The sequence below is a fragment of the Microbacterium sp. NIBRBAC000506063 genome, assembly GCF_017968845.1.
Lineage (GTDB): Bacteria > Actinomycetota > Actinomycetes > Actinomycetales > Microbacteriaceae > Microbacterium.
The window spans coordinates 39,067-53,321 of record NZ_CP072877.1; the positions used below are offsets into that span (position 1 = coordinate 39,067).

At 69.8% G+C, this 14,255-nt stretch carries 11 protein-coding genes and 2 pseudogenes; 9 read left to right on the plus strand and 4 right to left on the minus strand.

All coding sequences use genetic code 11. The annotated features are described in order from the left end of the window. Window positions 1–84: 84 nt before the first annotated feature. From KAE78_RS14725 to lnt, 8 genes are all read left to right on the plus strand, one after another. Window positions 85–837, plus strand: coding sequence for a DsbA family protein (locus KAE78_RS14725; RefSeq protein ID WP_051016935.1), 753 nt, complete (start codon window positions 85–87; stop codon window positions 835–837). Window positions 838–843: 6 nt separating this feature from the next. Then, window positions 844–1,713 carry a cytochrome c biogenesis CcdA family protein gene (locus tag KAE78_RS14730; RefSeq protein WP_102209895.1) on the plus strand — a complete coding sequence of 290 codons (870 nt, stop codon included), beginning with the start codon at window positions 844–846 and terminating at the stop codon, window positions 1,711–1,713. After that, window positions 1,710–2,954: a hypothetical protein gene (locus KAE78_RS14735; protein ID WP_138445558.1), complete on the plus strand. Its 1,245-nt coding sequence runs from the start codon at window positions 1,710–1,712 to the stop codon at window positions 2,952–2,954. The genes KAE78_RS14730 and KAE78_RS14735 overlap by 4 nt, the downstream gene beginning before the upstream one ends. Before the next feature lie 69 nt (window positions 2,955–3,023). After that, window positions 3,024–4,433 carry an MBL fold metallo-hydrolase gene (locus tag KAE78_RS14740; protein ID WP_112266846.1) on the plus strand — a complete coding sequence of 470 codons (1,410 nt, stop codon included), beginning with the start codon at window positions 3,024–3,026 and terminating at the stop codon, window positions 4,431–4,433. A 100-nt stretch (window positions 4,434–4,533) separates the two neighbouring features. Next, window positions 4,534–5,133 carry a rhodanese-like domain-containing protein gene (locus KAE78_RS14745; RefSeq protein WP_112266844.1) on the plus strand — a complete coding sequence of 200 codons (600 nt, stop codon included), beginning with the start codon at window positions 4,534–4,536 and terminating at the stop codon, window positions 5,131–5,133. A gap of 121 nt (window positions 5,134–5,254) precedes the next feature. After that, window positions 5,255–6,148, plus strand: a complete 894-nt coding sequence (locus KAE78_RS14750; RefSeq protein WP_112266842.1) for a sulfite exporter TauE/SafE family protein — start codon at window positions 5,255–5,257, stop codon at window positions 6,146–6,148. 54 nt (window positions 6,149–6,202) lie between these two features. Then, complete coding sequence (gene trxA / locus KAE78_RS14755) at window positions 6,203–6,568, plus strand: thioredoxin (protein WP_036542724.1); 366 nt, start codon at window positions 6,203–6,205, stop codon at window positions 6,566–6,568. Window positions 6,569–6,654: 86 nt separating this feature from the next. Next, window positions 6,655–8,292 (plus strand): apolipoprotein N-acyltransferase, encoded by a 1,638-nt coding sequence (gene lnt / locus KAE78_RS14760; RefSeq protein ID WP_223172699.1) that lies wholly within the window; start codon window positions 6,655–6,657, stop codon window positions 8,290–8,292. 164 nt (window positions 8,293–8,456) lie between these two features. On the opposite strand, the gene KAE78_RS14765 is transcribed toward lnt, so the two are convergent. Then, window positions 8,457–8,924, minus strand: coding sequence for a hypothetical protein (locus KAE78_RS14765; RefSeq protein ID WP_187326295.1), 468 nt, complete (start codon window positions 8,922–8,924; stop codon window positions 8,457–8,459). Window positions 8,925–9,018: 94 nt separating this feature from the next. Beyond that, a pseudogene (locus KAE78_RS14770) lies at window positions 9,019–9,387 on the minus strand (DNA cytosine methyltransferase); the annotation flags it as partial. A 291-nt stretch (window positions 9,388–9,678) separates the two neighbouring features. Between KAE78_RS14770 and mobF the strand changes: the two are divergent. Then, window positions 9,679–13,222 (plus strand): annotated as a pseudogene (gene mobF, locus KAE78_RS14775) (MobF family relaxase). Between the two features lie 93 nt (window positions 13,223–13,315). Here mobF and dprA read toward each other — a convergent pair. Continuing rightward, complete coding sequence (gene dprA / locus KAE78_RS14780) at window positions 13,316–14,098, minus strand: DNA-processing protein DprA (RefSeq protein ID WP_223172700.1); 783 nt, start codon at window positions 14,096–14,098, stop codon at window positions 13,316–13,318. A gap of 17 nt (window positions 14,099–14,115) precedes the next feature. Continuing rightward, window positions 14,116–14,247 (minus strand): hypothetical protein, encoded by a 132-nt coding sequence (locus KAE78_RS18010; RefSeq protein ID WP_262927898.1) that lies wholly within the window; start codon window positions 14,245–14,247, stop codon window positions 14,116–14,118. Window positions 14,248–14,255: the final 8 nt, after the last annotated feature.

A 14,255-nucleotide genomic window follows, 5' to 3' on the forward strand; every position in this document is an offset into this window, starting at 1 on the left:
TTCTGACACGACTCGACTACCACGCATAGTCGACTATCTGAGATAGTAGAGGTCGGTGCCCGCGACAGTGACAGGAGAATCCCTATGCCCACCGAGACCACGAACCGCCCGAAACCGTCGAACCGTTCGAGGTCGTCACAAATCGTGCCGGTCGCCGTGTTGACCCTGGCTGCTGTCCTGATCGCCGTGATCGTGGCGGTGAACTGGAGTGGCACGACGGCCGAGGAGGGGGGCTCGCCGTCGGATAGCGGCGCGCCGACGGAGGTGCAGAACCCCGAGCAACCGGACCTGTCTGCGGCCGAGACCAGGGACGAGGCGGACCTGCTCGCGGCCGGGCCCGTGGATGCGCCGGTGGTGCTGGTGGTGTTCTCGGACTATCAGTGCCCGTTCTGCGCGCGGTGGAGCGAGCAGACACTGCCGTCGATGATGGAGCACGTCGACGCCGGGGATCTGCGGATCGAGTGGCGCGACATCAACGTGTTCGGTCCCGCGTCCGAGCGCGCAGCGCGGGCCTCGTACGCCGCCGCCCTCCAGGGGGCGCTCTGGGAGTACCACGACGCCCTGTTCGAGGACGGGGAGCGCAGGTCCGAGAGCGAGCTGAGCGAGGAAGCCCTCGTCGCCTTGGCGGGCGAACTCGGTTTGGACACCGAGCAGTTCGCCGCCGACCTGGGCTCGGAGGAGACGGCGCAGGTGATCGCCGCCAACCAGCAGTTCGGGTTCGACCTCGGCGCCACCTCCACCCCGATCTTCATCCTGGGCGGACAGCCGATCGTCGGGGCGCAGCCCACCGAGGTGTTCCAGGAAGCGTTCCAGAGCGCGCTCGACGCGGCGGAGTGAGGCGGCGTGGACATCGGACTGCTCGCCGCGTTCGCCGGCGGCACGCTCGCGCTGCTGAGCCCGTGCGCGGCGTTGCTGATGCCGGCGTTCTTCGCCTCCACGATCGGCAGCGGGCCCCGGCTGCTGCTGCACGGAGCCGTGTTCTACGTCGGCCTGCTGACCGTCCTGGTCCCCGTGGGGGTCGGAGCCGGCGCCCTGGGGACGCTGTTCGTGACTCACCGGCAGGCGATCGTGCTCGTCGCCTCGCTGGTCCTGGTCGTCCTCGGCGCGGCGCAGGCGCTCGGGTTCGGGTTCGACCCTGCCCGGCTGCTACCGGCCGGGGCAGACCTGCACGCGCAAGCGGCGTCCAAGACCGGACTCGTCAAGACGGTGCTGCTGGGCGCTGCCAGCGGCATCGCGGGATTCTGCGCCGGCCCGATCCTGGGCGCCGTGCTCACCCTGGCCGCCGCCCGCGGCGACACCCTCGCCGCCGGCGTCATGCTCGCCGTGTACGGCGCGGGCATGGTGCTGCCGCTGCTGCTGATCGCCGCGCTCTGGCAGCGCCTGGGCGCCCGTGGACGCCGGTTCCTGCGCGGGCGATCGTTCACCGTGCTGGGCCGGGAGCTGCACACCACCTCGGTGGTCACCGGGCTGCTGATCGTGGGCGTCGGGGTGCTGTTCTGGACCACCAACGGCCTGGTCGGGGCTCCCGAACTGGTTCCGCTCGACGCCCAGGCCTGGCTCCAGGAGAACACCGCGATCCTGGCGAACCCGATCCTGGACATCCTCGCCGTCGTCCTCATCGCCGGGATCGTGCTCGTGCTCTGGGCCAGACGCCGCCGTACCCACGCTCGCGCTGACGCCCAGGCGGGCGAGCACCGCGCGGAACAGTCATGACGCCGCGCCGGGGACGCTCCAGCCTTGCCCTCGCCGCCGTGGCCGCGCTGCTGGTGACCGGCTGCGGGGCATCCGAGCCCGAGCCCGTAAGAGACCCCTACCCGGTCGATGGGTCGCTACCCGTGGTGGACACCTCGGGCTTGCAGCTGCCGACGCCGTTCGAGGAGCTGGAGGTCGTGGACCCCGGGTGGGACATCACTCCTCAGTACGCGGACGGGGTGTACCTGGCCGCCGGTGAACGCGACGGTGTGCTGGAGTTCACCGCCGTGGACGTCTACGGGGACGTGCTGTGGGCCGCGCAACGTCCAGCGAGCTGCACCGGGTTCGTCGTGACCACCGACGCGCACGGCCGAGCCCTCGCGATCCTGGGCGACCTCCAGATCACGGCCGATGCCCTGGCCGCGACGACTGCCACCGCCTACGACCTGACGACCGGGGAACAGGTCTGGGGTCCGGTCGAGGTGCCCGGCCCCTACCAAGGCCCCGGCCTGGTCTTCGCCGCACCTCCCGATGGCTTCATGGGCGAGACCGGCCCACGCGTCGCGCTCGATCCCACCACCGGAGACGTCGCGGCCGACGAGTCGAGCCCTGAAGGTATCCGCATCATCGGCGAGTACCACGGCATCGTGCTGCTCACCCACGAGGACGCTCTGATCGCGCGCGACACGGCCGACGATCACGAGCTCTGGCGCATCCCCCTCGCCGAGCACGGCTGGACAGCGGCGTCCATCAGCGCGTCCCTGCGCCCTGAACCGGGAGACGGGCTCGCGCTCATCGCCACCTCCGAGACCACCGGCGCGCTCCTCAACCTGGATCAGGGCAGCATCGTGAGCAGCACCGCCCGCGACGCCGCCGTAGACCCCACCACGGGGACCCTCGTCACCCTGGACGACACCGGCCTGCACGGCTACGACGCCGACGACCGACCGCTGTGGTCCCTGCCTGTTGCCGCCGAGACCACCATCGCCGCGATCGGCGGCGTCTTCCTCTACCTGCGAGAGGACGGGGCGATCCGGGTCCACAACGTCCTCACCGGCGATGTCGCCCAAGCCTACGAACCCGACGGCCAAGGACCGATCATCGTGCCCACCCACATCACCATCAACGGCGCTGCACTCCTCCTCCAGGAACGACGGCACCTGGTGGCGACGATCGCTGAGTCCCCTCTGAACGAGTCCTTCCCGACGTCCAGCCACGCGGGCATGTCGATCGTGGGCGCTCGGGTGGCAGACTCGACTTGAAATACCCCAGGGGTATGAGACGGTAAAAATACCCCCAGGGTATCGATGACATCGACGGAAGGATGAACAGTGCTCCTCGAACGCATCTACGACGAGGACCTGGCGCAGGCCGGGTACTTCATCGGCTGCCAGACCAAGGGCGAGGCGGTGGTGATCGACGCGCGCCGCGACATCGCGGACTACCTGGCGCTCGCGGCCAAGCACGGCATGCGGATCGTCGCAGTGACCGAGACCCACATCCACGCTGACTACCTGTCCGGGACGCGCGAGCTGGCTGCGGCGGTCGGCGCCGAGGTCTACGTCTCCGGCGAGGGCGGCGCGGACTGGCAGTACGGTTTCGACGCCCGGCGTCTGTACGACGGCGACACGATCACGATCGGCAACATCACGATCCAGGCCCGGCACACGCCTGGTCACACTCCTGAGCACCTGGTGTTCCTGGTCACCGATGGTGCCTTCGCCAGCGAGCCCGGCTACCTCATCTCCGGCGACTTCGTGTTCGCCGGGGACCTGGGCCGCCCCGACCTGCTGGACGAGGCCGCGGGTGGGGTCGACACGCGCTTCGAGGGCGCGCGGCAACTGTTCAGCAGCTTGCGTGAGGTGTTCCTGACCTTGCCGGATCATGTCCAGGTCCACCCGGGGCACGGCTCCGGCAGTGCGTGCGGCAAGGCGCTCGGAGCGCTGCCCTCGACCACGGTCGGCTACGAGCGCGCCCACGCGTGGTGGAGTCGCCACCTGGCTGCCGAGGACGAGCAGGGGTTCATCGAGGAGCTGCTCGACGGGCAGCCCGACGCGCACGCCTACTTCGCGAGGATGAAGAAGCAGAACCGCGAGGGTCCCGCCGTGCTGGGCGAGCGCGGCCCGGTGCCAGAGCTGGCCGTAGCGGAGGTGGCGCGGCGGCTGGAGGCCGACGAGATCACCTTCGTCGACACCCGCCCGCCGGCGCAGGCCCATCAGGGCACCGTTGCCGGCTCGCTCAACATCCCCGACGGCTCCAAGACCGCCACCTATGCCGCCTGGGCCTACGATCCCGAGGCCGACTCGCGTCCGCTGGTGCTGCTGGCCGAGGACCAGACCGCCGCCCAGGCGATCGCGGATCGGCTGCTGCGGGTCGGCATCGACCAGACCGCCGGCTACGTCACCACCATCGACGGGCTTCCCCGGTTCGTCCCGCCCCTCATCGAGCCGGCCGAGCTGGCAGGTTTCGATGCCGCGCTGCTGCTGGACGTGCGCCAGCGCGGCGAGTACGCCGCCGGGCACATCCCCGGCGCCACACAGCTCAGCGCCGCGCGCGTGCTCTGGCACCAAGACGAGCTGCCGTGCTCCGGCACGATCGTGACCTACTGCCAGTCCGGGATGCGGAACACCGTCGCCGCCAGCGCCCTACGACGCGCCGGGCACGACGTCGTAGAACTCGACGGCAGCTACAACGCCTGGCGCGCATGGCAGGAGACCACCAGCGAGACCGCGCTGGCCTGACGCACAGCAGACCGCTCGCATCCTCCGACGTGCGGTCGGCCCCAGCCCCTTCCGTTCGCATCTCCGCTGCCCGCGGCCAGACCTGACGAGGAACCACCCCATGACCAATCCCTCCGCTGAACTCCGAACGATCACCGCCGAGGAGCTCGCCCAGTGGCGTCAGCTTCACGACGACCTCACGATCATCGACGTGCGGTCCCCGGCCGAGTTCGAGACCCTCCATATCCACGGCTCGTACAACGTCCCGCTGCCGCTGCTGACCGAACATGCCTCGGAGCTGGCAGAGCGGCTCGGGCACCGCGCGGTGCTGGTGTGCCAGTCCGGCAACCGCGCCACCCAGGCCCAGCAGCATCTCGCTGCCGCCGGCGTGCGGACGGCCAACGTGCTCACCGGCGGCGTGCCCGCCTTCGAGGCCGCTGGCGGCCAGGTGGTCCGCGGCGCAGCTCGCTGGGACATCGAGCGCCAGGTGCGGTTCACGGCCGGGCTGATCGTCCTGGTGAGCCTGCTCGTGGCCGAGTTCCTGTGGCCGGAGTCCCGATTCATCGCGTTCGCGCTCAGCGCCGGGCTCGTCGTCGCGGCGCTCACCGGCTCCTGCCTGATGGGCCGCATCCTCTCCCGCATGCCCTGGAACAAGGTCACGGCCAGCCCCACCGCACGGAGCGCGATCGCATCCATCCCGGTCGCGACCCAGGAACTGTGATGCCCTGGCGTGCTCCGACGTTCCGACGGCGTTCAACCGCAACGACCCCGCATCTTGGACCGGCATCGGCACGGTCGGCGTCACGACCCGCAGCACCAACCACGATGCCCGGTGAGCACGAGTGAGCGGCACCCTGATCCTCACCCTCGTGCTCGCCGTGAGCGTCGGGCTCGCGCTAGGGACGCTCGGCGGTGGCGGGTCGATCCTGACCGTCCCGCTGCTCACCTACATCGCGGGCATGCCCCCGAAAGAGGCCATCGCGGCCTCGCTGCTGATCGTCGGCGTGACCTCGCTGTCCAGCCTCGTCGTGCACGCCCGGCACCGTCGAGTCCGATGGCGCACCGGGCTCATCTTCGGAGCCGCTGGCATGGTGGGCGCCTTCGCCGGAGGACTCATCGGAGGCCAGCTCCCCGGTGCCGTGCTGATGGTGGCCTTCGCGATCATGATGATCGCCACCGCGATCGCGATGGTCACCAGAAAGCCCAGGCGCGACACCGACCAACCCACGGCCGATGCCGGGACCGAGCGCGCCCACTCGCTGCCGATGCTGCGGACCATGCTCGAAGGCATCGTCGTCGGCCTCATCACCGGGATCGTCGGCGCCGGCGGCGGCTTCCTCGTCGTCCCCGCCCTCGTGCTGCTGGGCGGCCTCAGCATGCCGGTGGCCGTGGGCACCTCACTGCTGGTGATCGCGATGAAGTCCTTCGCCGGACTCGCCGGCTACCTGACCACGGTGACCCTCGACTGGCCCCTGGTGGCCGCGGTCACTGCGATGGCCGTGCTCGGAGCGCTCCTCGGTGCGCGCCTGTCAGGACGCATACCAGCCGACGCCCTCCAGAAGGTCTTCGGCGTCTTCGTCCTGCTCACCGGAACGCTCGTGCTCGTGATCGAGCTGCCGCCGGCCTGGGCGATCGCCGCCGGAGGCCTCGGACTCATCACGGTGGTCCTCGTCCTCGTCTGCCGGCTGACCGCTCTCAACTGTCCCTTCGGCCTAGCCCGGCCGACCCCGGGCTGAACCACTTCACCTCACAACACACCGTCGCCGACCAGACTCCGGAGCCCCACCCTCATGACAACCATCGACCTCACCGAAGACGCATTCTCAGCCGCCATCACCGACCATCCCATCGTGCTGGTCGACTTCTGGGCCGCCTGGTGCGGACCATGCCGCAGCTTCGCCCCCGTCTTCGAGGCCGCGTCCACCGAGCATCCCGACATCCTGTTCGCCAAGGTCGACACCGAGGCCCAGGCATCCCTGGCCGCCGCCGCACAGATCACCTCCATCCCCACGCTGATGGGCTTCAAAGACGGCGTCCTGGTCTACTCCCAGCCCGGAGCGCTCCCGGCCAAAGCGCTCCACGACCTGATCGGCAAAATCCGCGACCTCGACATGGACCACGTGCGCGCGCAAATGCAGGCGTCCGACCCTCGCTAGAACAGGGAGCGCATCATTTCCGGGCTCAGAGTCGAGACATCGGCCGACACGCGGACGCGGGCGTCCGAGACTGCGCCCTTGCCGCTATGGGCCGCGATGCCAGTCGCCGGCGTGGCCGGGCTCGCGATGGATGCGGCGTTCCCCGCACTCGGGTGGTGGCCGCTGGCGTTCGTCTCGGTGACGTTGTCCCTGGTCACTCTCATCGGGCGACGGTCCTGGGGGCGCTGCTGGTCGGGACAGTCTTCGGCGCAGCGTTCTGGTTTCCTCACGTGTCCTGGTCGGCGCAGTTTCTCGGGGAGCATCCGCTGAGCTGGGTCCCGTGGGTGGCCCTGGCTGGCGCGCTGACGATCTACACGGCTGTGCTGACGGTGCCGATCGCCCTCGCCTACCGATGGCTGCCGCGCCGGCGCAACGCCTTCGCGATGCGGCTGCTGGCGCTGCCGCTGCTGGTAGCGGGAGCCTGGACGATCCGCGAACTCATCATGGGCTCCTGGCCCTACGGCGGATTCCCGTGGGGACGGGTGGCGATGAGCCAATCGGAAAGCCCGATCGCTCCGGTCGCGTCATGGGTCGGCGTCTCCGGCCTGGGCTTCCTGATGGTCGCCGTGTGCGCCGCCGCGATCGAAGCAGTCCGTTGGATCGTGCGCGCGCAATCGGCACGCGGTAACGCCACCGAGCACCCGAGAACACCTCTCGCCTCGTGGGCGGCGTCGATCCCCGTGCTCGGTCTCGCAGCGGTGATGGTCCTGGTGCCGCAGTTCCCGACCAGTCACGCGGGCACCATCCGGGTGGGCGCTGTGCAGGGCAACGGCCCCGCCGCGTACGTCGATGAGCACGAACCGGGCGCGGTCCTGGAATCTCAGCTCGCCGCTTCCGCCCCTCTCGAAGACGAACAGGTCGACATCGTGCTCTGGCCCGAGGGCGGCGTCGACAGTGATCCCCTCGCCGACGAGGCCACCGCTCACGCGCTCGACGATGCAGCCGCCCGATACGACGCCCCGATCCTGCTCAACGCCGCCGCGGCAGACGGCCACCTCGTCTACAACACTTCCTTCCTCTGGACCTCGAACGGGCCGACGGCCGCGCACGCCAAACGCCATCCCGTCCCCTTCGGCGAGTACGTGCCCGACCGGTGGTTCTACGGCGCGCTCGTGCCCAGCCTGGTAGACCTCCTAGAACGCGAGTACGCCGCCGGCGTCGACACACCCGCCATCGAGGTCGACGGCGTAGAGGTGGGACTGGCGATCTGCTTCGACGTGGCCTTCGATGACGTCATTCACGAAGGCGCGCACAGCGGTGCCCAGGTGCTCATGTTCCAGACGAACAACGCCGACTTTCGCGACACCGATGAAAACCTGCAACAGCTTGCGTTCGCGCGCATGCGCGCCATCGAGACCGGCCGCAGCGTCGTCAACCTCTCCACCACCGGCACCAGCCAGGTACTCGCCCCGAACGGCGCCACGCTGGCCGCACTAGCCGCGGACGAACCCGGACTCATGATCGCCGACCTTGAGCTCCGGGACGGGCTCACCGCCGCCGTCATGTTGGCGCAGTCGATCAACACGCTGATCGTCTCAGGCACTCTCGCCGGCTTTCTCGTCCTCGCCTTCCTCCTCCTGCGAGACCGTGCATCCTCGCGACACCATCGGGTGCTGGACTCCAGCCAACGAAGCAGCATCGGCCTGCACGAGTGCGCCGACGCGCATCGCCGAGAGCGCTTGTAGCGGAAGAACGCCGTTGCCGAGCGCAGCGATCTGCTGATTAGCCGTGAGTTGATGGATCGGATCAGTGATCCAACCACTGGGGAGACCCATCAACCACTCCACGAACTCGGGCGACGGCCGCGGTCCACTAGTCCTGTCTAGCAGCGCTGGCGCGATTCGTCCTGTCACATGCTCCCATCGGGCGATGGCGCGGGCGTAGCGTCCCCAGCGGCGAAGATGTCCTCGATCAGGAACCACAGCATCTCGGGTTCGCTGCTCTTGCTCTGCAAGCCAGCCGGCCCGTTTAGCGCGAGGTCGATGATCTGATGCGAGAGCGCGATCGTCCCCCGCCTCGCCCTCACCTGTTCCAGTGACTCGCCGCCACGAGTCGAGTCCGTGGCGAGCGGCGTCCTGAACAGTGCCCCGGCTGCGGGCGAGGATGAAGACGCGAAGCCTGGGATGAGGAGCGCCGACAAGGGACGCTGGTAGGCCGATCCATTGCGTGTCATACCGCAGGTCGGCCAGATCGCCGAGTACGGCGCCGACTGCCCGGAGAGGTCGAGCTGCGAGGTCTCCCAGACCCCACGGGTCGGGTTCCACTTCGCGAAGGGCTGCATCGCCGGGGGTTGCGTGGTCGGGATTGCTTTGCGCATCGTCGTCTTCTTCTAGGGGTGCGCGGACGGCGGGTGAGGACAGCAGGCCGCGCACGTTCTCGATGACGACGAGCTGGGGTTGCAGCGCGTCGATCGCGGCGGCCATGTACGACCAGAGCCCGGAGCGGGTGCCGGGCGCGAGGCCGGCGCGCTTGCCCACGGTCGAGACGTCCTGGCAGGGGAAGCCTCCACAGAGAACATCGACCGGCTCGACGGTGCGCCAGTCGATGGTGGTGATGTCGCCCAGGTTGGGGCGTCGGGTCAGTGGTGGGCGAAGATGCGGGAGACGTGTTCGTTGTTCTCGGAGAACCAGATCGTCTCGCCATCCAAGGCGTGTTCGACGGCGAGGTCGAGACCGCCGTACCCGGAGAACAGTGATCCGACCCTGAGTGGGCGAGTCCGGTCGTGAGGGTCGTGCATGAGGGCTCCGGTTGACGGGTGATCCCGGTCGGACTTCACGCATGAGGTCACCACCGGGCTGGTCAGCGACCAGGTGCGCGACCACTCGAACCGCCACCGCTTGCCTCGTCGCCGATGCCGTGACCCGCGCGCGGCGCACCACCCCGCGTACTTCGGAATCCGTGACTCAGGCGGCGCCGCCAGCTCTCGTTCGCCGGCCCACCGAGCCATCACACGTCTTTCAGACGAGGCCGTTTCGGGCTTTGTCGCATCTGATGCGACCGGTCTCGCGGGCTCACCTGCTCTCCGAGCGCGGCCGGAAGGAGCAGCCGAGGTGACGGTTTCGATGCGCGTGATGAGCGCGGGCGATGGATACAAGTACCTGTTGAAGTCCATCGCCGCGGGCGACGGCGACCGGAGCCTGAGCACGCCGCTGACCCGCTACTACGCGGAGGCGGGCACGCCGCCGGGCTTCTGGATGGGCTCGGGCTGGGTCGTCTCGGGCACGGCGACCTGGTCGAGGGAGGGCAGGTCTCTGAAGCTCAGCTCGCGCTGTTGGTCGGGATGGGCCATGACCCGATCACGGGCGAGCCGCTGGGCCGCGCCTACCAGCAGTTCGCGTCGATCACCGAGCGGATCAAGCAGCGCGTCGACGCCCTCGACCCCGAGTTGGGGCCGGCGACTCGAGCGCAGGAAGTGGCCGCGATCGAGGCGGAGGAAGCCGAGCGCGGCACCCGCCGCGCAGTAGCCGGTTACGACTTCACATTCAGCGTGCCCAAGTCAGTCTCCACGATCTGGGCGGTCGCGGACGCCGGCACCCAAGCCCTGATCGCGGACGCCCATCATGCGGCGGTTGCAGAGCTGGTTGCGTTCCTCGAACGCGAGGTTGCCGCAACCCGCGTCGGTGCAACCGGGCCGGACGGCGCGGTTGCGCACGTCGACGTCGCCGGTGTCGTGGCCGCGGCATTCGATCACTACGACAGCCGTGCGGGCGACCCGCAGTTGCACACCCACGTCGTCGTCAGCAACAAGGTCCTGACCGTGCAGGACGGCCGCTGGCGGACCCTCGCCGGCCGGCCGATGCACTCCGTGGTCGTCGCAGTCTCCGAGCTCTACAACGCCGCGCTGGCCGACCAGCTCACCCGCGTCCTCGGCGTCGAATGGGAAGCACGCGAACGGGCAGGGACCGGAACCCGGCATGGGAAATCGAGGGCGTGCCCGACGAGCTGGTGACCGAGTTCTCCACCCGGTCCCGACACATCGAGGCCGAGAAAGACCGCCTCATCGCCGGGTACGTCGCCAAGCACGGCAGGCAGCCCTCCGCGCGAACGGTGCTGAAACTTCGGGCGCAGGCGACGCTCGCCACGAGGCCGGAGAAGCAGGTCCGGTCGCTGGCCGACCTCACCGCCGAGTGGCGGCAGCGCGCCGGCCGGGTGCTGCGCCGGGACGCGAACGGCTGGGCGCGCACGTTCACCGCATCCACCGCAGACGCACCGCGGCGGGTGCTGCGCGCCGACGACGTGCCGCTGGATGTGGTGCGCGAGGTCGGGCAGACCGTGATGGAGACGGTGGGCGAGAAGCGTTCGACCTGGACCCGCTGGAACCTGCATGCCGAAGCATCCCGGCAGTTGATGGGGTGGCGGTTCGCCAGCATCCAGGACCGGGAGGCGATCACCGGGCTCGTGGTCGATGCCGCCGAGCACGCTTCGCTGCGGCTGACGCCGCCGGAGCTGGCGTCCAGCCCGTTGCAGTTCCGCCGCGTGGACGGCACCTCTCGGTTCCGGCCGCACGCCTCGACCCTGTTCTCATCCGAAGTCCTGCTGGCCGCCGAAGACCGACTCCTGGCGCGTGCCGCCACAACGGCCGGGCCGGTGGTGCCGTTGGAGACGGTTGAGAGGATCGCCCGCAAGCCCGACGCACGCGGCCGGGTGCTCGGCGAGGATCAGGCCGCGGCCCTTGCCGCGATCGCGGTCTCCGGTCGGGTCGTGGACGTGCTGGTCGGCCCGGCTGGGGCCGGGAAGACGACGGCGATGAACGGGCTCCGCAGGGCGTGGGAGAAGGAGCACGGCACAGGGTCGGTGATCGGGCTCGCCCCCTCGGCGGTCGCCGCGCAGGTCCTCGCCGATGACCTCGGCATCGCCACGGAGAACACGGCGAAGTGGTGGCAGAACCACCTCATGTACGGGACTACGTTCACGGCCGGGCAGCTCGTCATCATCGACGAGGCGAGCCTGGCCGGCACGATGTCGTTGGATCGGCTCACCCACGAAGCCGAGAAGGCCGGCGCGAAAGTCCTCCTGGTCGGCGACTGGGGCCAGCTCCAATCACCCGGCGCCGGCGGCAGTTTCGCCATGCTCGTGCACGCCCGCGATGACGCCCCCGAGCTGACCGATCTGCACCGCTTCACCAACGAATGGGAGAAGACCACCTCGCTCCAGCTACGCCACGGCCGTGCCGAGGCGATCGACGCCCTGATCGAGCACGGCCGGATCACCGGCGGCGACGAGGAAGCGATGATCGACGCCGCCTACACAGAATGGCGGGCCGATCTTGCTGCCGGGCGGGCGTCGATCCTGGTGACCGAGACCCACGCGACCGTCACCGAGCTGAACGCCAGAGCGCGGGCGGATCGGATCATCGACGGCACCGTAAACCCGACCCGCGAACTGCCGCTGCGCGACGGCACCGCGGTCTCCGAGGGCGATCTGGTCATCACCCGCGAGAACGACCGGCGGCTCCGCAACGGCCGAACCTGGGTCCGCAACGGCTCCCGCTGGACCGTCACCGGAGTTCGCGAGGACGGGTCGGTCAGCATCCGCCCGGCCGGGCGCAGGTTCGGCGGCGGGATCGTCCTGCCGGCCGACTATGTGGCCGAGCACCTGGACCTCGGCTACGCGATCACCGCGCACCGCGCCCAGGGCGTCACCACCGACACCGCGCACGCGGTCGTCACCGCCACCACGACGCGGGAGAACTTCTACGTCTCCATGACCCGCGGCGCCCACAGCAACCACGCCTATGTCACCGTCGACCGAGAGGACGCAGAACACGCGGTGCCGCATCCCGGAGACAACCCGAACGTCACCGCTCGCTCGATCCTCTACGGCGTGTTGCAGCACATCGGCGCCGAGCTGTCTGCGCACGAGACGGTCGCTGCCGAGCAGGACCGCTGGGGCTCGATCGCGCAGCTCGCGGCCGAGTACGACACGATCGCGCAAGCCGCCCAGCACGACCGCTGGGCGACCTTGCTCGCCGCGTCCGGGATCACCGCCGAGCAGATCGAAGACGTGCTCGGCTCCGACGCCTACGGCGCGCTGTCGGCCGAGCTGCGTCACGCCGAGGCCAACCACCACGACCTCGACGCGCTGCTCCCGCGGCTGGTCGCCGCGCGGAGTCTGGACGATGCCGATGACATCGCCTCCGTCCTGCACGCCCGCGTGGCACGCGCCACCGCCCGGCCCGCCGGATCAGGCCGCACCCGCAAGGCCCCGAGGCTGATCGTCGGACTGATCCCGCACGCCGGCGGGCAGATGGCAGACGACATGCGGCGAGCCCTGGACGAGCGCCGCGAGCTGATCGAAGGCCGCGCCGACGCCGTGCTCCGCGGCTACCTCACCGATGAGGAGCCGTGGACGGCCGACCTCGGCGCGGCTCCGAGGGGCGACAAGCAGAAGGCGGCGTGGTGGCGTGCCGCTCGCACCGTCGCCGCCTACCGCGACCGCTACGGCATCACCGACGACCGGACCCCGCTCGGCCCGACGCCGGAGAGCACCAGCCAGAAGATCGACGCCATCCGCGCCCGCGCCGCCCTCAACCGCGCCCAGGCGATCGCTCACGAAGGCACGACGGCTGATGCGGTGCGGCCAGCGACCACATCACGCCCCGCACCGAGCTTGTGAACCCGTCCAGCGAGGGCGGCCGTCAGAGAGAGCGCCCCGGCGTGCCCGGCGACGGGTGCCGGTGCCCGAACTCGCGTCCGACCTCGGGCCGCGTCACAGTCCGGTCCGGGTTCTGTCGGCGTCGAGTAGGTCGATCACGTCGCTGGGCTGGGTGACGAGCGAGGCGAAGCCTTGCTTGATGAGTTCGTTCGGCCCCGCGCTCGCGACGCTGGTCACCGGGCCGGGCACCGCACCGACGCCCCGGCTGAGTTCGCGTGCGGCGATGACAGTGGTCATCGACCCGGACCGAGGACCGGCCTCGGGGATCACGGTCGCACCCGAGAGCGCCGCCAGCAGGCGGTTGCGGGCCAGGAACCTGTGTCTGGTCGGTGCGGCTCCCGGCGGCAGCTCGCTCACCAGCAAGCCGACATCCCCAATGCGATTCAGCAGCTCGCTGTGCCCGGCCGGGTAGGGGCGGTCCAACCCGCCGGCCAGAACGGCGATCGTCTGACCGCTCGCGGCAAGCACGCTCTTGTGCGCGGCCCCTTCGATCCCATAGGCGCCACCGGAGACGACGACCCGTTCCTCATCGGCAAGACCCGCCGCCAGCTCGCCCGCGACCTGCTCTCCATAGGCGGTCGCAGCGCGAGCGCCCGTGATCGTGGCCCGATCGCTCAGCGCCGTCATCAAGAACGAGACCGCACCGCGAGTCCACAGCAGGTACGGCGCACGATCGCTCAGGTCGTTCAGGCCGGCGGGCCATTCCTTGTCGGCGGGGATGAGCGTGCCGAATCCATGCCGCTCCGCCTGAGCCATCTGATCCAGCAGGCCGGGCGTGACCCGCGCCGTCAGTCGTTCGCGCCACATCAGTGTGTCGGCGCGTGCCAGGCCGGGCACTTCGTCGTCGGACTCGATCAGCCGCAGCGTCTCGACCCCGCCGTGACGGGCCAGGACGTACCCGTGATCGGGTCGTTCGGCTCGGCGATCATCGACAACGCGACCCGCGCCATCCGCTCACCCTGCACCTGCTCCGCCAACGTGGCCATGATCGGTG

What these genes read in the sequence shown, in the direction of transcription:
- KAE78_RS18010 (WP_262927898.1), bottom strand. Translation starts at nt 14,247, where the DNA reads ATGGCCACGTTGGCGGAGCAGGTGCAGGGTGAGCGGATGGCGCGGGTC.
- KAE78_RS14735 (WP_138445558.1), top strand. Translation starts at nt 1,710, where the DNA reads ATGACGCCGCGCCGGGGACGCTCCAGCCTTGCCCTCGCCGCCGTGGCC.
- trxA (WP_036542724.1), top strand. Translation starts at nt 6,203, where the DNA reads ATGACAACCATCGACCTCACCGAAGACGCATTCTCAGCCGCCATCACC.
- KAE78_RS14745 (WP_112266844.1), top strand. Translation starts at nt 4,534, where the DNA reads ATGACCAATCCCTCCGCTGAACTCCGAACGATCACCGCCGAGGAGCTC.
- KAE78_RS14725 (WP_051016935.1), top strand. Translation starts at nt 85, where the DNA reads ATGCCCACCGAGACCACGAACCGCCCGAAACCGTCGAACCGTTCGAGG.
- KAE78_RS14765 (WP_187326295.1), bottom strand. Translation starts at nt 8,924, where the DNA reads ATGCGCAAAGCAATCCCGACCACGCAACCCCCGGCGATGCAGCCCTTC.
- lnt (WP_223172699.1), top strand. Translation starts at nt 6,655, where the DNA reads ATGGGCCGCGATGCCAGTCGCCGGCGTGGCCGGGCTCGCGATGGATGC.